This is a genomic window from Polynucleobacter sp. HIN8, from assembly GCF_030297615.1.
Taxonomy (GTDB): Bacteria; Pseudomonadota; Gammaproteobacteria; order Burkholderiales; family Burkholderiaceae; genus Polynucleobacter.
This window is the reverse complement of the sequence record NZ_AP028139.1, coordinates 1,152,962-1,173,559: the sequence shown is the minus strand read 5'-3', so window position 1 is coordinate 1,173,559 and position 20,598 is coordinate 1,152,962. Positions and strand designations below refer to the sequence as shown.

Annotated in this window: 20 protein-coding genes; 18 read left to right on the top strand and 2 right to left on the bottom strand. The window is 48.2% G+C overall.

The window, feature by feature from the left end; all coding sequences use genetic code 11:
• The first annotated feature begins 1 nt into the window (after position 1).
• The 3 genes from QUE65_RS06220 (at position 2) to QUE65_RS06210 (ending at position 3,321) form a co-directional block, all read left to right on the top strand.
• Positions 2-370: a helix-turn-helix domain-containing protein gene (locus QUE65_RS06220; protein ID WP_286280101.1), complete on the top strand. Its 369-nt coding sequence runs from the start codon at positions 2-4 to the stop codon at positions 368-370.
• Positions 371-754: 384 nt separating this feature from the next.
• Complete coding sequence (locus QUE65_RS06215) at positions 755-1,564, top strand: fumarylacetoacetate hydrolase family protein (protein ID WP_458574747.1); 810 nt, start codon at positions 755-757, stop codon at positions 1,562-1,564.
• A gap of 68 nt (positions 1,565-1,632) precedes the next feature.
• On the top strand, positions 1,633-3,321 hold the full coding sequence (locus QUE65_RS06210) for an amidohydrolase (RefSeq protein WP_286280100.1): 1,689 nt from the start codon (positions 1,633-1,635) through the stop codon (positions 3,319-3,321).
• A gap of 48 nt (positions 3,322-3,369) precedes the next feature.
• Here QUE65_RS06210 and QUE65_RS06205 read toward each other — a convergent pair whose 3' ends face one another.
• Positions 3,370-4,485, bottom strand: coding sequence for a DSD1 family PLP-dependent enzyme (locus QUE65_RS06205; protein ID WP_286280099.1), 1,116 nt, complete (start codon positions 4,483-4,485; stop codon positions 3,370-3,372).
• 156 nt (positions 4,486-4,641) lie between these two features.
• Here QUE65_RS06205 and QUE65_RS06200 point away from each other — a divergent pair, with 156 nt between their 5' ends.
• From QUE65_RS06200 to QUE65_RS06160, 9 genes are all read left to right on the top strand, one after another.
• Positions 4,642-5,451 (top strand): hypothetical protein, encoded by an 810-nt coding sequence (locus QUE65_RS06200; protein ID WP_286280098.1) that lies wholly within the window; start codon positions 4,642-4,644, stop codon positions 5,449-5,451.
• Between the two features lie 16 nt (positions 5,452-5,467).
• Positions 5,468-6,313 (top strand): hypothetical protein, encoded by an 846-nt coding sequence (locus QUE65_RS06195; RefSeq protein WP_286280097.1) that lies wholly within the window; start codon positions 5,468-5,470, stop codon positions 6,311-6,313.
• A gap of 43 nt (positions 6,314-6,356) precedes the next feature.
• Positions 6,357-7,655, top strand: a complete 1,299-nt coding sequence (locus QUE65_RS06190; RefSeq protein ID WP_286280095.1) for a lipase family protein — start codon at positions 6,357-6,359, stop codon at positions 7,653-7,655.
• Between the two features lie 83 nt (positions 7,656-7,738).
• On the top strand, positions 7,739-8,812 hold the full coding sequence (locus QUE65_RS06185) for a patatin-like phospholipase family protein (RefSeq protein ID WP_286280094.1): 1,074 nt from the start codon (positions 7,739-7,741) through the stop codon (positions 8,810-8,812).
• An 87-nt stretch (positions 8,813-8,899) separates the two neighbouring features.
• Positions 8,900-10,606 carry an amidohydrolase gene (locus QUE65_RS06180; RefSeq protein ID WP_286280093.1) on the top strand — a complete coding sequence of 569 codons (1,707 nt, stop codon included), beginning with the start codon at positions 8,900-8,902 and terminating at the stop codon, positions 10,604-10,606.
• A 98-nt stretch (positions 10,607-10,704) separates the two neighbouring features.
• Positions 10,705-12,219, top strand: a complete 1,515-nt coding sequence (locus QUE65_RS06175; RefSeq protein ID WP_286280092.1) for a cryptochrome/deoxyribodipyrimidine photo-lyase family protein — start codon at positions 10,705-10,707, stop codon at positions 12,217-12,219.
• Positions 12,220-12,319: 100 nt separating this feature from the next.
• Positions 12,320-12,661 carry a hypothetical protein gene (locus QUE65_RS06170; RefSeq protein WP_286280090.1) on the top strand — a complete coding sequence of 114 codons (342 nt, stop codon included), beginning with the start codon at positions 12,320-12,322 and terminating at the stop codon, positions 12,659-12,661.
• Between the two features lie 9 nt (positions 12,662-12,670).
• A complete protein-coding gene (locus QUE65_RS06165) occupies positions 12,671-13,909 on the top strand; it encodes a DASH family cryptochrome (protein ID WP_286280089.1) in 1,239 nt (412 codons plus the stop codon).
• Positions 13,910-14,896, top strand: coding sequence for an NAD(P)/FAD-dependent oxidoreductase (locus QUE65_RS06160; RefSeq protein ID WP_286280087.1), 987 nt, complete (start codon positions 13,910-13,912; stop codon positions 14,894-14,896).
• Here the strand turns inward: QUE65_RS06160 and QUE65_RS06155 are convergent, their stop codons facing one another.
• The gene (locus QUE65_RS06155) at positions 14,897-15,592 is read right to left on the bottom strand and encodes an SDR family NAD(P)-dependent oxidoreductase (RefSeq protein WP_286280086.1); all 696 of its coding nucleotides are present in this window, start codon (positions 15,590-15,592) and stop codon (positions 14,897-14,899) included.
• A 47-nt stretch (positions 15,593-15,639) separates the two neighbouring features.
• Between QUE65_RS06155 and QUE65_RS06150 the strand changes: the two genes are divergently transcribed.
• The 6 genes from QUE65_RS06150 to QUE65_RS06125 all read left to right on the top strand — a co-directional run bounded on the left by QUE65_RS06150 (position 15,640) and on the right by QUE65_RS06125 (position 20,595).
• A complete protein-coding gene (locus tag QUE65_RS06150; RefSeq protein ID WP_286280085.1) occupies positions 15,640-15,894 on the top strand; it encodes a TIGR03643 family protein in 255 nt (84 codons plus the stop codon).
• Between the two features lie 4 nt (positions 15,895-15,898).
• Positions 15,899-16,276, top strand: a complete 378-nt coding sequence (locus QUE65_RS06145; RefSeq protein ID WP_286280083.1) for a DUF4149 domain-containing protein — start codon at positions 15,899-15,901, stop codon at positions 16,274-16,276.
• A gap of 100 nt (positions 16,277-16,376) precedes the next feature.
• Positions 16,377-17,264 carry a protease HtpX gene (gene htpX / locus QUE65_RS06140; RefSeq protein ID WP_286280082.1) on the top strand — a complete coding sequence of 296 codons (888 nt, stop codon included), beginning with the start codon at positions 16,377-16,379 and terminating at the stop codon, positions 17,262-17,264.
• A gap of 51 nt (positions 17,265-17,315) precedes the next feature.
• Positions 17,316-18,017 (top strand): pirin family protein, encoded by a 702-nt coding sequence (locus tag QUE65_RS06135; RefSeq protein WP_286280081.1) that lies wholly within the window; start codon positions 17,316-17,318, stop codon positions 18,015-18,017.
• A gap of 90 nt (positions 18,018-18,107) precedes the next feature.
• Positions 18,108-18,746, top strand: coding sequence for a TRIC cation channel family protein (locus QUE65_RS06130; RefSeq protein WP_286280080.1), 639 nt, complete (start codon positions 18,108-18,110; stop codon positions 18,744-18,746).
• Positions 18,747-18,759: 13 nt separating this feature from the next.
• On the top strand, positions 18,760-20,595 hold the full coding sequence (locus QUE65_RS06125; protein ID WP_286280078.1) for a nitrilase-related carbon-nitrogen hydrolase: 1,836 nt from the start codon (positions 18,760-18,762) through the stop codon (positions 20,593-20,595).
• Positions 20,596-20,598 lie beyond the last annotated feature (3 nt).

Below are 20,598 nucleotides of genomic sequence, written 5' to 3'. Positions count from 1 at the left end.
TATGGCCGCAAAAAGAACGACCTTACAAAATGCATATTTTCGCTTTAATAAGCTCATGGAAACCCTTGAGCAGGGCCCTGCGTTTCCAAAACTCGATGATATTGAGAAAAAACTCCTCGACTCCATTGCACAAGCTTCCTACGCAGGTAAACCTTTTTTAGTCTCTGATGTTATTTTTGCCAACCAAATTGGCTCTCCAGCGACACTAAGCAGACGCCTTAATAGTTTGGTTGAAAAAGAACTGATTGTGTATGCGATTGGGAATGACAGTCGTAAGAAATTCTTAGAACTCACTCCAAAGTCGAAGAAATACTTCGCAAAGTTGGAGGAACTCATTTTGATGGCGGGTTCTAAGCGCTCCAAGAGCTAGGTTGTAGCGTCCCCCGAAAAGACCTTATTTTTCTGGTCATCATTTGATATCAAGATTCGTTCGTTAGTACAAACTGCCTTTGCTCAATGACTAGTTTTTTATGGCATCGTATTAACCTAGATCTACCTTAATTTGCTAGTGCAACTCCTATTTGGTATTTCTTATCCAAATATTGTCATTAGTACGTTCTGGGGGGGTGTAGTGCAGCTTAAGCGACCGTATTTACCGAATTAGACATGGTTATAGAAACCATACAGATTTCAGCACTTTGACAACGACCAACATTCAACCTATTAGGGAAATTCAGGAATGGCCATCCATTGAAATTCAAAAGGATGCGGCGCACAATGGTCGCATCGCCGATCAATCAACTAGGGATGAATAATGTCAACTAAAAAAGAAACCTCTTACGAAAATCGCCGCCAATGGATGAAGCTTGGACTGGGGGCTGCCTCCATCGTGACCTTAGGGGCCACATCTTCGGCAGAAGCAGCAAAGCCAAAGACGCCGTTTCAATTAGAGCCAACCTATATTCCGATAGCGAATAGTAGTGAGCAATTTCCCGTTCGTCGTATTTATTGCATTGGACGAAATTATGCAGCGCATGCGCGGGAGATGGGGTCTGACCCAACACGTGAACCGCCATTCTTTTTTCAAAAGCCCACGGATGCGATTCAATTTGTTGCCCCCAATAAAATTGTGGATCACCCGTATCCAACCCTAACCAAGAATTATCACTACGAGGTGGAGTTAGTAGCTGCCCTAAAAACTGGTGGTAAAAATATTACGATTGATAAAGCCTTAGACCATGTGTATGGATACGCCCTTGGTTTAGATATGACGCGGCGTGATTTGCAGCGATTCATGGGCGATCAAAAGAAACCCTGGGAAATCGGTAAATCGTTTGATCATTCGGCACCCATCGGCCCCATTTTTCCAGTCAGCAAAATTGGTCATCAAAAGAGTGGCTCCATTGCTTTATCGGTTAATGGCGAAGTTCGTCAAAAGGCAAACCTAAACCAGATGATTTGGTCGGTCGCAGAGCAAATTGTGAAGCTATCCGAAGCCAATGAACTGTTCCCTGGTGACATCATTTACTCAGGAACCCCAGAAAATGTGGGCCCTGTGGTGCGTGGCGATATTGTGCGTTGCATGCTCGACGGCTTTCCTGATCTGGTTATCAAAATCGTTTAGAAGTTTGGTCTCATAACTGTTTGGCATTTATCCTTGGCAAGCCTTTAATCCATCACAGCGGTTAACAAATGAAAATCTTCAAACGATGTTTTAGTATTTGCATCCTTTTAATCACGACCCACGTATTTGCCAATACCGCGAGCGTCTATTTCAATGGCGACATCCTGACGATGGAGGGTGAGCAACCGCAGTATGTTGAGGCAGTCGTAGTGAAGGGTAAGACAATCGCATACGTTGGTAACTTACGAGATGCCCTAAATGCGGCGGGTACCAATCCAGTCTTGCATGATTTAAAAGGTCAAACATTGATGCCGGGCTTTATCGATGCCTGGGGGCACTTTACCTTGATCGCTCAAAATACTTTGGCCGTTAACTTGGGCTATTTTTCAAAAAATCCACCCAGCACTACAAAGCAGTTAATCGACCGCTTAAAAGCGGAAGCTCGACCATTTAATGGTTGGATTATTGGTGCCGAGTATGCAGATGCTTTTCTAACCGATGGCCCTTTAACGATAGCGCAGTTGGATAAAGCATTTCCAAATCAACCGGTATTTATTAACAATATTTCCACATTGACGGGGATTGTTAATTCGGCAGGTCTAAAAAAGTTAGGGATTACCAAAGCCACAAAGGTTACACAAGGAATGATTCCCATTGATCCAAAGACCGGAAAACTCACGGGGGAGTTAATCGGTATGCCCAATGTAGAGGCTACTGCTAGGGTATTTGGTAGGTATTCTGAGGATTTAATTTTGGAGACCTATCGTAAGGCCGAAATGATTTATGCCTCAAATGGATTCACCACAGCGCAAAGTTATGAAACCACCCTAGATGATATTCGTAACATGCGCCACGCTGTGGAGCGTAATTTGATTCGCTTAGATTTGATTGCTTTACCAACCTATGATGTAGTTGATCAATTACTGGCAAGCAATAAAAATTACCCATTTGGTATCTATACCAAGGGTGATGGGGGCTTCAAAGTCGCTGGGATTTTAGTATCCACGGATGGCGCCCCTCAATTGCGTCTTGCGTATTTCTCAAAACCTTATGCCGATACCGTTGGCGTGCCAAAAGGATGGCGAGGTATGGCGATTGTGTCGCAAGATGTTGTGGATCGCTATGCAAAGCTCGCTTATCAAAAGAATATTCAGTATTACGGCTATTCGAATGGCGACGCTGGAATTGATATGACCCTTTTGGCAATATCAAAAGCAATTCGAGAGACAGGCATTACAGAAGATCGTCGTACCGCGATTGCCCACTCCTTTTTTATTCGTGATGATCAATTGGATCAGTACAAAACCAATAAGATTCTTCCCCAATTTATGCCAAACCACATTTGGATGTATGGCGATGTGTACCGAAAAATTTTAGGGGAGGATAGGGCTCGCTCAATGGTGCCCCTCAACTCAGCCCGAGCAAAGGGTATGCAGTTTGGTATTCATAATGACACCCCATCATCTGGTCCGAGCGCTCTATTTACCATTTGGACCTCGGTTAATCGAGTTACCTACTCTGGGACAACCTTAGGGCCTGAGCAAGGCATTGATCCTTATTTTGCACTTCGTGGTTTCACATCGGTTGCAGCGTATCAGTACAAAGAAGAGGCCTCAAAGGGCAGTATTACAACGGGGAAGCTAGCGGATTTTGTTGTTCTTGAACGGAATCCCTTAAAAGTGAAGCCAATGGAAATTAAAGATATCCAGGTTGTAAAGACCATCAAGAATGGTCAAGATTTGTATGTTCGCCCTTAGTCTTAACTGATTCGGCACTTATACTAACAAAACACATTTTTGATTAACTTATAGTAATGCGCCTCTTGCTGCAATCGGCCAGATGGCCTCGACCCGATCTCCACGAATCGCAATTAACTCATCGTAAAGATTAACGGTCGGGTCGCAATGCCCCGGCACGAGCATCACATAGTCGCCAAGCTTAAGGGTGCTATCGGGCGTAAGCTCCAGAACCCCATGCTCATCGGAGGCCTTCAGGTATTTGGCATCGGTGCGCTGCCAAACCACTGGCATCCCAGAGTCAACACTCGATGCTTTCAAGCCAGCATCGACCACCGCACGATTGGCACTCGGGTGACTAAGAACAGCAGTTTTAACAAATAAGGCATGCTCAAAGGGCAGGTCGCTAGGATCGCGTTGATTAGTAGCGTAATCACGGTCCATCAAAATATAAGACCCCGCTTGCACTTCATTAAATAGCTTGGAGTGGCTCTCGAGCATGACCGAGCCAGTACCCGCACCCGAGATCCGCTCCACCTGAATGCCCACACCCTCAATCGCCGCTTTAGTCGCCGCCGCTTTGGCGCACACCGCTGCAATGGCTTGTTGGCGTTCTTCAGGCAATCGATAGTGCTGGGCACTACCGTGATAACACTGCAGACCCATAAAGTTTAAGTAGGGCGCAGCAGCAATTTGTTGAGCCATTGCCACTGCGCGCTCAATCGATGCCACGCCGCAGCGTCCCATGCCCACATCAATCTCAAGATAGACATCAATCGACACTTGACGCTCTGCGCTAGCACGTGCGAAAGCACTAATTTGATCTTCGTGATCCACGAGCACCCCAACACGTGCACGTGCGGCTAAGTCAAGGGCATGCGCTACTTTTTTCTCACCCACTACTTGATTGGTAATGAAGATATCCGATATACCCGCATCGACAAAGACTGCTGCCTCACTGACTTTCTGGCAACAAATGCCCACTGCGCCTAACTCAATTTGACGCAAGGCAATCTCAGGGCACTTATGACTCTTGGCATGAGGGCGTAAGCGCACACCAGCGCTCGAGATCGCATTTTGTAGCAGCTTCATATTGCGCTCAAACGCATCAAGATCCAGAACTAAAGCCGGAGTATCAATTTGATCAATGTGATCGCCTACGCTTGCCGCTTTCCAGGGTGCCATGTCTCTCTATTTCATATCAAATCGCATTCACACAATCGCGTGATGCGTTATGAACCCATTCTAGATCAGATAAAACCGTGCAATCAAAGTAATAAATACTGTAATTTTGTCTAATATAATTTACATTCTTAATCTATTGTTAAAAAACTTAATCTCATGAAATCAAGCTCTTCTATTCTTCTTCAGCGCGGCTTACAGGTAATTTTGGTCGCCTGTAGCCTTATGGTGATTGGTACGGCATCAGCCAATGCCGATAATCCGATTCCCACCGTAGCCGACCAATGGCGTGTTGAAGTAAGCCCTTATGTCTGGGCCCCAGGCATCAAAGGCACGATGGGTTTTGATAATGGCTTGGCGCGATCTGCGGACTTTAATTCGAGCAATGTTCTTAGTAATCTCAAATCAGGTGGCATGATTGCTGCAGAAGCGCACTATGGCAAGTGGGGAATTATGGGTGATCTGGTTTCAGCCACCCTCCAACATTCTGGCTCGATTCCAGTGGCAGGGGGAGCAGCCACCGTTGCTGACAAAATTACTCTGCAACAAACCATCTTGACCGGTGCAGCAACATATACCTTTGTGAACACCAAGAATACGTATGTGGATGGATTGCTCGGTGTTCGTGCGATCGACGTGACTGCAACCTTAAATGGTAATTTAGTGGGCACCTCAGAGAAAGAAACGATTTCGAAGACGACCTCGACCGTTGATCCGATTATTGGCGTCAAAGGTCGTTACCGCATCGCTGACTCGAGCTGGTATGTCCCGTTCTATGGCGATATTGGTAGCGGTGGCGGTACCACGAATGTCACATGGCAAGCCATGATTGGCGTGGGCAAATCCTTTGGTAAGTTAATTGATGCCTCATTGAGCTATCGTGCCTTGTACTACGATATGAAAGCGGGCGGTGTATTGCAAAAGACCACCATGCAAGGCCCTCAACTTGCGATTACCTTCAAATTCTGATTTCTAAGACCAATTTATGAATACCAAAAAAATGATTTGTGCTCTCCTTGTGTCGGGAGCATTGTCAGGTACCGCAATTGCACAACAGGCCGCTCCTAGCCCATCGGCCTCTCCAGCAGGAGGAATTGATAAGGAGGCCATTGCTAAAAAATTAGCAAACCCCATTGCAAACATGATCTCGGTGCAAACTCAGTATCAATACAGTCGTGGAGTGGGTGTGAACCAAGCCGGCTCGGAGCAAAGTTTGTTATTCCAGCCGGTTTTGCCATTTGACTTGGGTGGTGGTGATACTTTTATTGTGCGACCCATTGTGGCCGGTGTTCGTGAAATCAATGTGCAAGGGACAAGTGGCTCGCCATTTACCGGTTCTGGTATTGCCAGCGTTACCGTCGAATCCTTTTATGCCCCGAATACCAACTCCTCATGGATCTGGGGTGTTGGTCCCTATGCCATCTCGCCATCAGGTAATAGTGGTAAGTTTGGTTCGCAACAAACGGGTGCTGGTGTGACCGGTGTTGTACTCAATCGTCATGGTCCATGGACCTATGGCTTACTCGCTTACCAATCCTGGGAAGTGGGTGGTAATCCCGCCTTCGGCACTCAAAACAATCTCTACGGTCAGCCGTTTGTTGCCTACACCAATAAACAGGCATGGACCTTCACGAGCAATATGGAAGCGCTTTATAACTACGACACGCGCCGCACTTCCAACCCGCTCTATGCAGGAGTCTCAAAAGTGGTGGTGATTGATGGTTTGCCATTTTCATTTGGCGCTGGCCCAATGTATTACGTCAGTAATACCCCCGGCGGCCCATCCGGATGGGGTGCGAGAGCAACTGTGACCCTCATCATCTTGAAGTAATTTATCTAAATTCAACTAGCGCAATTATTTCTTCAGGTTTCTTATGATCAAACTATTTTCTGTTCTGGCAGTCAGCGTTCTATTCATCGCTCCAATTTCGGTAGCGCATGCCAATCCACCCATGCCCGCGTTTTATGCTGATGTCATAAAAATGAAACCCGATGGCAAATTAGGGCAAGTCATCAAACAAGAGAAGATTGATACCTCTATTAAAGGTGCGCAGGCCTGGAAGATTGCCTACATTTCATCGGATGTGGGTGGACGAACCACCATCTCGACCGGCTTGGTGGTCGCTCCGGTTGCCGCTGCTCCCAAAGAGGGCCGCCCTGTATTGGCTTGGGCACATGGTACGACCGGGACTGCGCAAAATTGTGGGCCCTCACAGGTCACCAACCCTGCGGTCCCACTCAATCAATATTTCTTAGTGGGCGGTAATTCTTGGACGGACTACGGCATTCCCAATCTTGAGGAGTTCATCAAAGAGGGCTACGTGATTGTGGCAACGGATTATCAGGGCTTGGGTGGCGGTGGCAAACACCAATACTCAGTAGCTGGCACGAATGGGCGTGATTTAATCAACTCCGCACGCGCTGCCATTTCCATGAGAGACACGGGTGCCAGTAAGCGCACTATTTTCTATGGCTGGTCTCAAGGTGGAGGCGCCACGATTGCAGCAGCAAGCTTGGGAGCTTACTTAAACCAAAAGGGAAGTGTGGCTGACGATTTGCAGGTGCTTGGCTTTGTGGCCATGGCACCTCAGGATGCTGCGGTCATGATCCCAAATGCTAGCAAAGATCAAGCGACTGCTGATAAAGCCCTAAATGGACTTATTAAGCTCTTCTCTGACAACGTATTTAATTTCTCGCATTTTGCGATGACGATGTGGGGTACCCAGGCGGCTTACCCTAATCTTAAGCTGACCGACTTGTTTACCGATCCGGGTGCAAAAGTGCTTGATCAAGTGCTGTCAAATAAGTGCATGCATGTGATTGCGGATACCTTTAATTACGCCTACGGTGCTGAGTTCAAAACACTGCTGCGCGATAAGCCTATTAATTCAATCGTCTGGGTAAAAGCCTTGATTGATGGCAGCGTTCCCCCGGTAAAGCCGATCGCACCGGTTGTGATCTACTGGGGAACAAAAGATACCGCGGTGCCACCGATCATGCATGAGCTTTATCAAAAACAAATGTGCGCCATGGGCGCCAACATCGAGCGTATCCAGTTACCAGGAGAGCAAACCCATTTCTCAACTCCTGGAGTATCTGCTCCGATGTACTTGCAGTGGGTGAAAGACCGTGTTGCGGGCAAGCCCTTGGTCAATGCCTGCCCCAAAAGCTAACGGATCGCTCATGATGTCATCGAAACCCTTGCTTAACATGGTGAGGGTTTAGTTTCTCAACTTACTTATTTATTTCTATTTCTATGCAACGTCGAATCTTTCTAAAAACATCTGCCTTGGCAGCACCCGCAGTCGCAAGTACTTTCTATGGATCTACTGCTCAGGCTCAGGGTTTTACTCAAAAAGCTCAGCAGATCTCAGAGAAGATCTTTGCAAATGACGGCCTGTCGATTCCCATTGCGACGACCCCAACGGTTTCTCCCCTCGCTAAAGGCCTCGACCGTACGCTGGTGTTGGGTGGCGGTGGGGAGTATTACATTGCCTGGTACTGTGGGTTCTTTCATGGCTTATTGGAGGCTGGTCTTGACATGGCAGGCTTGCCTCAAATGGTCGTGGGAACATCAGCGGGTTCCTATATGGGTTCATCGCTGTTATCGGGACACTTTAAGCGCTTACGCACAGAGATGGATTTCTTTGGCGAGTTCCCCAAGATCTTTGCCAAGCTCGCACCGACAACGAATCCCAATACAAGTCAGCTCAGAGCCATGGAAATTAATATGAGTGCGACCGATGGCAGCATTGAGACACGTCAGGTAATTGGACGTGCCGCACTAGCAGCGGATAACCGCTTGAATGGCTCCCGTGTTGAAGCACTCGCAGCATTGCTCACCGGCGATAGTAAAACGGATTGGCCAACACCCAAAATGTTCACGACAGCGATTGATTGCTATACCGGTGAACGGTTAATCGTAGGTCAAGCCAATGCGCGTAAGAATAAGATTGCCTTGGCTCACGCCGTCGCAGCAAGCAGCTCGCTACCTGGAATCGCGGGGCCTACCTTGCTAGGTCAGCGCTATGGTATGGATGGTGGGATGTGCTCTAACCCAGCCCATGTCGATGTAGTGGCTGGATCAAAGCGTGCTCTAGTCATTACTCTGACCGATGGGGTGACCGGTCCTATTTTGACAAAGATTCCGCATCCAATGGCACAAAACATCAAGGATATTGAAAGTGTGGGCACGAAAGTGAAATGGATCGTGGCGGGGGCGCCAGACGGAATTAATCTAACCGATCCTCGTCAAATCCAACCTGCTCTGAAAGCAGGGTATGAGCGTGCGAAGAAGGAAGCAGCTCAAATCAGAGCTTTTTGGGCTTAGTCGGTTTTGTTAACGAAGTGCCACTTGTATTTTGTATGATTTGATTTCAACCGCTTGTTTTTGTATGTCTTTAATTAGGAAGATCCAATGACCTTGCTTAAAAAAATACTCACCATTGCTCTCATGGGCTCCGCCTCTTTCACCTTTGCCAAAGGCAATGCCGATACCATTTTTTATGGCGGCCCGATTGTGACCGTCAACCAGAAAAATGATGAGGTCCAAGCCTTAGCAGTTCAGGGTGGCAAGATTGTGGCGGTGGGTAATAAAGATACGGTCATGAAAGACTGGCAATCCAAAACGACGCAGTTGGTCGATCTCAAGGGTCAAACCTTAATGCCAGGCTTTGTTGAGCCTCACGTTCATATCATGATTACTTCCGTCTTTGAGGGCTTGGGACTCAATCTCAGTAATTTCACCTTACCGTATGACACTAAAGAGACCTTGATTGCCAAGATGAGGGCACATCTGAAGAATATTCCGAAGGGCGGCTGGCTGTTTGGCTTTGGAGTTGATCCATCGCGCACTTCACCTTTTATGGCAGAGCTGAATGCCGACGACCTCGATAAAGTGTCGAAGGATGTACCAATCTTTATCGTTAACCAGTCTGGTCATATTGGCTACGTCAATCGCAAAGCCCTTGAGCTTGCTGGTGTGACCGATAAAACCCCAAATCCCAAAGGTGGGGGTATTTATGTGAAAGATGCTAACGGTAAGCTGACTGGTAAGCTGGTTGAGCCTCCATCGTACTTGCCATTCATGGCCAAAATGCCCAATCCCTCTGAAGCCGAATTAATTGGCGCCATGTTGGGAACGATGCGCAAAATGGCATCGGTTGGTGTCACCACTGCTTCAGAGATGAGCGTGGGAGGTAATTTTGGAGTCGATCAAGAAATCGCGATTTACAAAGGGATCTTTGCTAAAAATCTGTCACCCATTCGGGTTCGGGGTTATCTCTTTAGCGAATCGATGCCGCCAGGCTACAAAACCATTAAACCAAACGAGGGCGACGATCGTTTGCGATTTATCGGAATCAAATACATCTCAGACGGTTCAACCCAAGGCTTAACTGCAGCACTGCGCGAGCCCTATACCTATCCAAAAGGAAGTTCTTGGAGCGGAGCACTTAATTTCAAAGACGATGAGATCTACAACTCAATGAAGTCATACTTTGATCAAGGTTGGCAAATCTCAACCCACTCGAATGGTGATAAGGCCATTGATCAAACCCTCAAAAGTTATACCAAACTCTTGGCGAACAATCCGAAGCCGCAAGATCGCCGTCTACGCATTGAGCATTTCACGGTGAACCATCCAGAACAAGTTAAGCAAACCGTGAAACTCGGAGTGATTCCAAGTTTCACGATTGGTCACGTCGATTATTGGGGTTCGGCTTTTTACAATCAGATTATTGGCGCAGATCGCGCCAAGCGAATTGATCCTGCCGGTGAGATCAAGCGCGCAGGCGGCAAGTTCACATTGCATAGCGATACACCAGTTTCTAATGTTGGTCCGCTGAACTACATTACCGAGTCGGTCACTCGGATGTGGCAATTGCCGCCCACCAAGGTTTTAGGTCCTGATCAAGCCATTTCAGTGGATGATGCGATTCGAGCAGTTACCATTGATGCGGCTTATCAGATCTTCGCCGATCAATTGGTTGGTAGCTTAGAGCTTGGTAAGCAGGCTGATTTGGTGATTCTGGAGAAGAACCCACGTAAAACCAAGCCCGAAGAGATCCGCAACATCAAAGTGATCTCGACCTGGATCGATGGTAAGCAGGTTAGCCTAAAGTAAGTACCAGAAAGATCAATTGAGCTTTTGATGGATTAGCACCGAACGCAAATTTTGCTTCGGTGCTATCGTTATCACTCCGTCTTAAAGAGTGATTTGCCATGAGTTATGAGCTTGTTTGGTTTAAGCGCGATCTGCGTTGGGAGGATCATGCTGCCTTAGCTCATGCCGCACGTCGTGGACCGGTTCGCTGTATCTATATTGTTGAGCCAGGCCTCTGGCAGCAAGCCGATATGGCTATGGGCCATTTTGGATTTATTACCGAGTCATTAATTGACCTCGATGCAGAACTCCGAAAGCAGGGCGGTGGTCTTGAGGTGTTCACCGGCGAAGTAATCGAGATCCTCGATAAAGTCTGGCAGCACCATCCTTTTACTGGGCTGCATTCACATGAAGAGACCGGTAATCAATGGACCTATGATCGCGATCGACGCCTAGGACGTTGGTGCCGCGATCATCACATTCCGTGGCATGAATACCCACAGTTTGGTGTGGTGCGAGGTCTAAAGAACCGCAATGCTTGGCAAGCAGCGTGGGAGCACCAGATGGCTTGTCCGCCAGAAACAGTTCCACCACTCGCATTCTGGAATCACTCGATACCGCCCTTGCCAGTAATCAATCCTCCAGCGCATCTTCAACACGATCCACCACGGCGTCAGCGAGGCGGACGAAATCTTGCACTCAAAACCTTGGATAACTTTTTGACGCATCGCAGTCAGCGTTATCGGGGCGGTATCTCATCGCCTGTTACTGCCCCACAGGCATGTTCGCGTATCTCCACCTATCTTGCCTATGGTTGCCTAAGCATGCGCGAGGTCGTGAGTCGTACACGGTCAATGATCACTGAAGAGGGGATTTCAGTAAGGCAAAAGGCAGGCTTACGGGCGTTTCTGAGCCGTTTGTATTGGCACTGCCATTTCATTCAAAAGCTTGAGAGCGAGCCTGAGATTGAATGGCGCAATATGCACCGTGGTTACGATGGCCTGCGGGAGAATGACTTTCATCATGAACACTTTGAGGCATTGAAAGCAGCGCGAACTGGTTGGCCAATGGTTGATGCGTGTGTGGTGATGTTGCGCGAGACCGGTTGGCTCAATTTTCGGATGCGCGCGATGCTGGTTTCGGTCGCTGCTTACCCCTTATGGCTGCATTGGCGCCCCGTGGGCGAATGGTTGGCCACCCAATTTTTGGATTACGAACCGGGGATTCATTGGAGCCAACTGCAAATGCAATCGGGTACCACCGGAATCAACACCACCCGGGTCTATAACCCGATTAAACAAGCCATGGATCATGATCCTACTGGCGAGTTTGTGCGCACCTGGTTACCAGCGATGCGTAAAGTGCCTGATACCTATCTCTTTGAGCCCTGGAATATGCCCCAAGCTTTGCAAGAGCAACTTGGTATTCGGGTGGGCTTTGAGATTCCCTTGCCGATTGTGGATTTGGCGATTGCCACCAAAGAGGCTAAGTCACGCCTCTATGGACGCCGACAGCAGGCTGAAGTCCGTATCGCTAAACAGGCAGTCTTAGAAAAGCACGGCTCTCGCAAGACCATGCATCGGACTCGGGCAAAGACTGCCCCAGAGAAGGCGCAACTGGGCTTTGACTTTTAACGAGCGCCACAAAATAGCATGACGATCAGTGAGGGTGATCGACCTTCTGCATGAACAGATGGATTTTGGTATGCTGGTTTCATCATTTTGGAAGCTTCCCATGAAACCTATCCCCATCCCAACAGCCTTATTGAGTAGCCTGTTACTTATAACATCCAGCCCAGCTTTGGCTACCGTTAGCAGCGATCCAATCGCTAAAAATTGCATTGCCCAGCAACTGCGCAATCATCAAAACGTGAAGAACAAAAGTCTTGAGGCTGGTGACTTTAATAATTACTGCACGTGTGTGGCACGTGTGGTGCGTAATTTGGCCAATGATCAACAATTAAGCGAACTCAATACACTAACCAATCAAGCCAAGCCGGAGTGGCTCAAAGCGATTGAGCGTAATGCTCAAAAGCAATGCATGGTCGATCCCAACGCTAAGCTGCAATCGACTTAAAGCACTATCGTGGGCTGTTCGATCTATTGGTTTAGAGCAGACCTGCGTCTTCTGGATAATCCCCAATTTGTAAACGCCTGCCAACACTCACAAAGTCTCTTACCGGTTTTTGTGTTTCCCCAACCAGAGCAAACGCCTTGGGGATTTGAGCGAGCAAGTAAGCAACGCGCTCTATGGCTGCACCAGAACCTTCATGATTTACAAAAATCACTAGAAGAGAAGGGCTCAACACTACTCGTTCTAGAGGGTGAACCAAAGAATGTCTTGCCAGCACTTTGCATAGAGGTCGGTGCCGATGTCATTTATTGTGAGGCAATCGCCGCTCCCGAAGAGCAATCCGATATTTTGGAGCTGCAAAGAGCAGGACTAACCATCAATACCCAGTGGCAATCAACAATGCTTGATCCAAAAACTCTGGGCATGGATGTTCAAGAGCTACCCGATGTCTTTACTAACTTTCGACAGGTGGTCGAAAAACGTCGACTGCGATACGCTGAGCCGGTTGCTAGACCCCAATCAATTCCGCCCTTACCAGCCAAGCTAGCAAAGCAAGACCCGATTTCAGAGCTTAGAACCTCGCTCTTCGTAAACGGCGGTGAGTCCCAAGCGCTGACCCGCCTTGAGCAATACTGTGAGCGACGCTTGCCAGACTCCTATAAAGAGACCCGTAATGCCTTAAGTCAATTTGATGCGTCCAGTAAGTTTTCACCTTGGTTAGCAGTCGGATCAATCTCCGCACGCACGATTGCAAAACGGATCCATCGGTATGAGGATCGGTATGGGGCCAATGATGGCAGCTATTGGCTTTGGTTTGAGCTCTTGTGGCGTGATTACTTTCGCTTTCTGATGCTCAAATACGGCAAGCGTTTATTTAGTCCGAAGGGATTGAGTCAGCGAACACCGAATACTGTTGACCCCGAACTCTTTACACAGTGGTCTACTGGGATGACAGGAGTTGATTTGATCGATGCGGGGATGCGCGAGTTAGCCGCCACGGGTTTTCTATCCAATCGCATGCGCCAAATTGTGGCGAGTCACTGGGTCTATGCGATGAACGGTAACTGGCAGGTGGGCGCAGCCTGGTTTGAGTCCTGCCTGATTGACTATGATGTGTATAGCAATCAAGGCAACTGGCTATATGTGGCGGGTCATGGCACCGATCCACGGGGTGGTAGAGCCTTTAATGTCGCCAAACAAATTGCGCAATATGATGCAGACGGTTCTTATCGAAAACGCTGGTTGGATTAAATGATTCTTACTAAAAAACGGGTTGCCATCATCGGTGCTGGTATTGCTGGACTCTCCTGCGCCGGGGAGCTAGAAGCCCATGGCTTTGCAGTCACGCTCTTTGATAAGAGTAAAGGCGTGGGTGGTCGCATGAGCCATCGCTACTTTGGCGATTGGGAAGCCGATCATGGTGCCCAATACTTCACGGCGCGCGATGCTCTATTCAAGGAAGAAGTTGCTCAGTGGGTAGAAGCCGAAGTTGCCAAACCATGGTCAGGTCGGATCGTGACCTTCAATCATGGCAATACCGTTGATAAACCATCGGATGCAACGCGCTATGTCGGCATTCCAGCAATGACCTCGCCAGCGAAGTATTTAGCAAACCGCCTACAGGTACTAACGCAACATACGGTAGTGGATGTGCATCGCATCAATGATCTCTGGAAAATCACGACCAAAGAACACGGCCAACTCCCTGAGGCATTTGAATACCTCGTACTCGCGATTCCGTCGGTGCAAGCTGAACGCTTAATTGGCAAATACTCTGCCAACTTAAAAGCAATTTGCCAGGAAGTGGTGATGCTGCCCTGTTGGACACTGCTTGCCTATCTGAAAGAGCCTCTTCATCTAGCATTCGATGGCGCGTTTGTGGAAGGCAGTGTGTTCTCTTGGTTGGCGCGTGATAACTCCAAACCCAATCGCCCCGTGTATGAGACCTGGGTGGCGCAAGCCAGTCACGCATGGTCTGCAGCGCACGTTGATCACACCCAGTTTGAGATCGAACCAATTTTGATTAAAGGATTTCAGGAGCTCACTGGAGTGGAGCCCGATTTACACCAAAGCCATTTGTGGCGTTACGCCAAACTCGAGCAGCCCAATGAGCGCGAGTTTGCCCTTGATCCATCCATTGCGGTAGGGATGTGTGGCGATTGGTTGAAGAACTCGACCGTTGAGGGTGCTTGGCTGAGTGGCTATCGCTTGGCACAGCAACTGAAGCAGACTCTCTAATTACCAGGGAATCACTTCGCCACTGTAGGACCGAAACGTTCCGGAGTCCTCGGTATTGACTTTCAGTAGAACGGCTAAGATTTCATTGGCGGCTTGCTGAGGGTCACGACCAATTTCTTCACCCCGAAACGGTTTGGATAAATTGGAGTTCACAGTACCTGGATGGATGGCAATTAAAGCAACTTTAGGCATGGTGCGTTTGAGTTCGATCGCAGCGGTTTTAATCAGCATATTAAGTGCCGCTTTAGAAGATCGATAGCTATACCAACCCCCTAAACGGTTATCGCTAATGCTGCCTACCTTGGCTGACAGCGTGGCATAAATACCACCCGCAGGATTTAAGAGCTTTGAAAACTGACTAATCGTCAGTGCGGGACCAATTGCATTCACTAAAAACTGTTCTTGGAGTTGCGCCGCACGCAGATCCGCTAAGCGCTTTTCGGGGGACACGTTCTGATTGTGCAAAACCCCGATGGTATTAATAATCAGATCAAAGGGCTGGTGGGCTGCTAGTGCTTCGGCTGCTGTGGCGATTGTGCTTGGGTCAGCGTAATCAATGGATGGTATCGATCCACGATGGATTCCCATCACCTCAGCACAGTTGGAATGCATTTGGAGGGTAGAAACCAGGGCGGAGCCGATGGTCCCCGATGAGCCAATGACAAGCGCCCGAAACGGTTTCTGGAGTAGGGTCATGCGAGCTGACTGTACCTGATTTTGTAAATTCGTGTTTAATCCAAAGGATGAGCACACGTGATCCATCTGAGTTATCGCGCATTGTTGAGATGGCGTGGGAAGACCGCACGCCCTTTGAAGCAATCCAGGCTCAGTTTCAGTTAAGTGAGCCCGAGGTCAAAGCCCTAATGCGCAGTGTTCTAAAGCCGAGCTCCTATCGTCTGTGGCGCGCCCGAGTTACAGGACGACAAACCAAGCATCGGCAACTGCGTGACCCAGATGTGCTGCGGGCTTACTGTCCAACCCAATACAAATACAAATAAATCGATGAACCCTAATCTCAGTCTTTATCTGGTCTGCGGCATGATCGGCATCATGGTGTTCTTTACCATCGCCGTAGCACCCACAGTATTTAAGGTGCTGCCTCAAGAGTGGGCAAGTAAATACGTGCGTAATTTCTTCCCAAAGTACTACGCCTTCTTAGGAGCGGTCTCGATCATCGCCTCCCTCGTAGCAACGGACACTTTAAGCATGGGATTGTTGGCGGGGTGCGCTGCCTTATTTTTTATCTCTCTATGGGTACTAACTCCAGCGATTAACCGCGCATCGGATCAAGGGAATAAGAAAAAATTTGGGATTTTGCACGGCGCGAGTGTCGTAGTGAACTTCATCCAGCTCGGGATCTTTGTTTATCTAGTTTGGTGACACGACGGATAATTCCCCTAAAAATAGTCAGCCAATTCGTTTTCAGCACATTTAAGAAATTCCTGATAGCGTAGATCTATTGTCATAAGGAGTACTGCGTATGAAACGTATTTTTCTCTTCCTCATTACCAACATTGCCATCATGTTGGTGATCACCATCATCATCAATATCTTTGGCCTAGGCCAGGTTTTGGACGAGCAGGGTGTTGGCCTTGATCTCACCTCTTTACTAATGCTCTCAGCGGTTGTCGGTATGACCGGCTCCTTTATCTCGCTGGCGCTCTCCAAAACCATGGCTAAGCATTCAACTGGTGCGTATGTGATTGAGCAACCCCGCAATGAACAGGAGCAGTGGTTGATTAATACGGTGGCACGGCAAGCCAAGGAAGCGGGTATTGGTATGCCCGAGGTAGCAATCTATGACTCGCCAGACATCAACGCCTTCGCAACTGGGATGATGCGAGACAGTTCCTTGGTGGCAGTCAGCACCGGCTTGTTGCATGGCATGACCCGTGATGAGGCCGAGGCGGTATTGGCTCATGAAGTAAGTCACGTCGCAAATGGCGATATGGTGACCTTGGCACTGATTCAAGGCGTCATTAATACCTTCGTCTTCTTCCTCTCACGCGTCATTGGTCATATTATTGATCGTGCTGTCTTTAAGACCGAGCGTGGTCATGGTCCTGCCTATTGGATTACCACCGTTGTTGCGCAGTTGGTCCTAGGTATCTTGGCAAGCGCCATCGTGATGTGGTTTAGTCGTCAAAGGGAGTACCGTGCCGATGCCGGCGCAGCTTACCTTGAAGGTAAACAAAAGATGATTCGGGCGCTCGAGCGCTTACAAAAGTCGATCAATGAACCGCATTTGCCTGAGCAGTTAGAAGCCTTTGGTATTTCAGGGGGTATGGGTACTGGACTCAAGCGCCTGTTTATGAGTCATCCACCATTGGACGAGCGTATCGCCGCTTTGCGCAATATGCCTGATTAGAATTGTCTTCAGTTTGTGCGGATTAATTTCATTATTTGCACCCTGATTTAAATGATGCAGATTCGTAGGTCGCAGGAGCGGGGCTATGCCGATCATGGCTGGTTAAAGAGCTTTCACTCCTTCTCATTTGCTAATTACTATGACCCTAAATTTATGGGGTGGGGTAATTTGCGTGTGATCAATGAGGATCGAATTGATCCCGGAACTGGATTTGGTGAGCACAGTCATCGGGATATGGAAATCATTAGCTATGTTCTTTCAGGCGAGTTGGCACACAAAGACAGCATGGGTAATGTCAAATCCATCCCGCCAGGCGATATCCAACGCATGAGCGCAGGGACTGGTGTTACCCATAGCGAGTTCAACTATGCCAAAGATCAAACAACACACTTTCTGCAGATTTGGATTCAGCCCAAATTTACGGGGGTCAAACCAGGCTATGAGCAAAAAACGATTCTAGCCCAAGATAAAGATGGCAAATTACGCCTCTTAGCTTCCATCGATGGAGCAGAGGATTCGATCACCATCAATGCCGATGCGAAGCTCTATGCCGGAACCTTTGATGGTGATCAGCATACAACGCTGGCAATGGATCCAAACCGTAAGGCTTATGTTCACCTCATCAAAGGTGCACTAACGGTAAACGGACAGCACTTAAGTGGTGGCGATGCTGCCATGATTACTAACGAGTCACGCATTGAGATCAACCAAGGAGAGCATGCGGAGGTGCTTGTTTTTGATCTAGCAGCTTAGGGTAATTGGGTTGAAATAGGGTACCCGTTGCTTAATGCGTACCTCGATTGAATGTTAGAATTTTGATCAACTCCTTTTCCACCATTCCCTATGACTGATTTGATGCCAGTATTGCCTCTGTGGGTCGATGTCACAGCGATGTCAACTACTGCGCTCTATGGTGCTGCTACTGCACGTAGTCGGAATGTTCCGATTTCTGGAACATTAATTGCAGGAATTTTATGTGGCGCTGCTGGAGGCATGGTGCGTGATTTACTATTAGGCTTGGAGCCAGTTGCAATCACGGGCCCATATTATTTGCCTTGGATTTTATTTGCCTCTGTCTTGGGTGCATTTTTCTTTTACCGCTTCATCTCTCAAGAGCTTCCATATTTAGTGCTTCGTGGAGTTGCGATTGGTCTACTGATTGCAATTGGATGCCAAAAAGCACTCATTCATGAGGTTCCCTTTGTGTCCATTATTCTGTGTGGGGTACTGACAGCAACTGCAGGGGGGATGGCGTTAGATGCTTTAACTGGGCATCGCTCTGCAGTGTTTAGTCAAGCCCATTGGTTTGCAACCGCACTCATCATTGGAAGTTTGGTATTTTATGGTTTAACGATTACCACCTCGTTTTATATTGCAACAGCAATTGCAGTTATTGTCACCGCCTCGTTATATGTAACCAGTGTTATCCGCAAGTGGCCTTCACCCAAATGGCCCAATGAGGGTAACGATATGTCTGCCTAATAGGATCCATACCATGCAAGAGCCATTTAAGGTCGCTGCCATTGAATTTAATCCAGAGTTCATGGAGTTTGAGAAAAACATCACGGCTGCAGCAGCCATTGCTGAGGAGGCTGCTAAAAATGGCGCACGTCTAATTGTGATGCCAGAGGCTGCGATCTCGGGTTACATCTATCGAGATCTAGAGCAATTTTTGCCCTATATGGATTCGGTGCCAGGTAAGACCACCGATGCACTATCTCAAATCACCGCTCGTTATCAGTGCTATATCGCTATTGGGATTGCAGAGATTGATCGCGATACTGGCTTGACCTACAACACTGGTGCGCTGATTGGTCCCAAAGGATTTATTGGTAAATACCGCAAGAATGGCTTAAATCCCTCTGATATCTTATGGTTTGTTCCTGGAAATACGGGCTACCCAGTGTTTGAGACCGAGCTTGGTCGTATCACCATGATTATTTGCTATGACGATACCTATTGGGAGCCCGCTCGAGTGGCTGCTCTGAAGGGGTGCGACATCATCGCCTACATTTGCTCATCCGATCGTGTACTGCCAGAGCTAGGTGCAGAGGCTGCAAGTAAACATTCCACCATTGCGGCAGTTCAGCATCAATCTGCTTGGAATGGCTTGGCCATGGTGGCGGCGGATCGTAATAATGCCGAAAGCAACCCCACAACTGGTATTACAGTCACTTATGGAGGCTCAGCCTCAATTTGGCAAGCCGATGGCGAGCGCATTGCGCATGCACCCGCAACGGATTACTCCAAAACCATGACCAATAAAGCCAGCATTATCTATGGCACGATTGATCCTGCGAAGTTTAATAATGATCAGAAAAAAACACTCGAGCATCGGCGCCCAGAGCTCTATAAAGACCTTGCTTTCTATCGAGCGCCCACCGATGGAGCCGCGACTAAGTCACCAAGCGAGGTAACAGCCAGAGCAGTGCAATACCGTATTGATGCCAATGATTTTGATGGCAATCTCAATCGTTGTGATGGATTGATTAAAAAGATACAAGCTCTATCAGCAACCTCCAATCTCGTCGTCTTACCAGCATATTCATTTTGTGGTCCGGTATCAAAAGACAATGTTCAGGCCATTGCTGAAAAGCGATTGGGTAAATCAACGCAAGCTGCGAGTGACTTTGCGGTACGACTCAAGTCCCACCTGGTAGCCTCCTTTATTGAGAGTGAGAACGGAGCATATTTTCATACGGCAGTATTGTTGGGACCAGACGGCAAGTTGATTGGCCATTACCGACAGACCCATCTGGATCCGTCACAGAATGCCTTCCTTGCCGCAGGGGATGATTTGCCCGTTTATCAAACCTCGATCGGAAAGATTGGGATGTTGCTCAATGATGATTTCCGTTTCCCAGAAGCATCGGGTGTCTTATCATTGCGTCGTGCCGATTTAATTGCGGCACCGGTCTCTTGGTCTGGACAGTATGGTGCGCGATTACAAGATGCTGCCGGACTATTTGATCATCCTAGCGCAAGTAACACCATGATTTTCTGGTACGCCGCCGCTAAGACCTCGCAGGCCTATACCGTAGTTGCGAACGCGGTGGATAACGGTTGCTTGGGCTCAAGTGGTATTTTTACGATCAATCCAATTGACTCCTTGGAGATTCCGCAAGTAGCATCAATTGATCAGGAGGAGGTTGTATCCCTGAAATTCACGACGCTGGGGAATAATTATTGGATGAATCAAACGAAACTTGTTGGCGGGCGCCGTGCTGATTTAGCCTCGCCCTTGGTCTTCCCGATGGGCTCCAAAGCTTTGCAGCAATGGCGTGCAGCCAGTGGCTTTGATATCAATGCCTGGTCGTCATATCAGCAGTAGCTT

What these genes read in the sequence shown, in the direction of transcription:
- QUE65_RS06220 (WP_286280101.1), top strand. Translation starts at nt 2, where the DNA reads ATGGCCGCAAAAAGAACGACCTTACAAAATGCATATTTTCGCTTTAAT.
- QUE65_RS06215 (WP_458574747.1), top strand. Translation starts at nt 755, where the DNA reads ATGTCAACTAAAAAAGAAACCTCTTACGAAAATCGCCGCCAATGGATG.
- QUE65_RS06210 (WP_286280100.1), top strand. Translation starts at nt 1,633, where the DNA reads ATGAAAATCTTCAAACGATGTTTTAGTATTTGCATCCTTTTAATCACG.
- QUE65_RS06205 (WP_286280099.1), bottom strand. Translation starts at nt 4,485, where the DNA reads ATGGCACCCTGGAAAGCGGCAAGCGTAGGCGATCACATTGATCAAATT.
- QUE65_RS06200 (WP_286280098.1), top strand. Translation starts at nt 4,642, where the DNA reads ATGAAATCAAGCTCTTCTATTCTTCTTCAGCGCGGCTTACAGGTAATT.
- QUE65_RS06195 (WP_286280097.1), top strand. Translation starts at nt 5,468, where the DNA reads ATGAATACCAAAAAAATGATTTGTGCTCTCCTTGTGTCGGGAGCATTG.
- QUE65_RS06190 (WP_286280095.1), top strand. Translation starts at nt 6,357, where the DNA reads ATGATCAAACTATTTTCTGTTCTGGCAGTCAGCGTTCTATTCATCGCT.
- QUE65_RS06185 (WP_286280094.1), top strand. Translation starts at nt 7,739, where the DNA reads ATGCAACGTCGAATCTTTCTAAAAACATCTGCCTTGGCAGCACCCGCA.
- QUE65_RS06180 (WP_286280093.1), top strand. Translation starts at nt 8,900, where the DNA reads ATGACCTTGCTTAAAAAAATACTCACCATTGCTCTCATGGGCTCCGCC.
- QUE65_RS06175 (WP_286280092.1), top strand. Translation starts at nt 10,705, where the DNA reads ATGAGTTATGAGCTTGTTTGGTTTAAGCGCGATCTGCGTTGGGAGGAT.
- QUE65_RS06170 (WP_286280090.1), top strand. Translation starts at nt 12,320, where the DNA reads ATGAAACCTATCCCCATCCCAACAGCCTTATTGAGTAGCCTGTTACTT.
- QUE65_RS06160 (WP_286280087.1), top strand. Translation starts at nt 13,910, where the DNA reads ATGATTCTTACTAAAAAACGGGTTGCCATCATCGGTGCTGGTATTGCT.
- QUE65_RS06155 (WP_286280086.1), bottom strand. Translation starts at nt 15,592, where the DNA reads ATGACCCTACTCCAGAAACCGTTTCGGGCGCTTGTCATTGGCTCATCG.
- QUE65_RS06150 (WP_286280085.1), top strand. Translation starts at nt 15,640, where the DNA reads ATGAGCACACGTGATCCATCTGAGTTATCGCGCATTGTTGAGATGGCG.
- QUE65_RS06145 (WP_286280083.1), top strand. Translation starts at nt 15,899, where the DNA reads ATGAACCCTAATCTCAGTCTTTATCTGGTCTGCGGCATGATCGGCATC.
- htpX (WP_286280082.1), top strand. Translation starts at nt 16,377, where the DNA reads ATGAAACGTATTTTTCTCTTCCTCATTACCAACATTGCCATCATGTTG.
- QUE65_RS06135 (WP_286280081.1), top strand. Translation starts at nt 17,316, where the DNA reads ATGATGCAGATTCGTAGGTCGCAGGAGCGGGGCTATGCCGATCATGGC.
- QUE65_RS06130 (WP_286280080.1), top strand. Translation starts at nt 18,108, where the DNA reads ATGACTGATTTGATGCCAGTATTGCCTCTGTGGGTCGATGTCACAGCG.
- QUE65_RS06125 (WP_286280078.1), top strand. Translation starts at nt 18,760, where the DNA reads ATGCAAGAGCCATTTAAGGTCGCTGCCATTGAATTTAATCCAGAGTTC.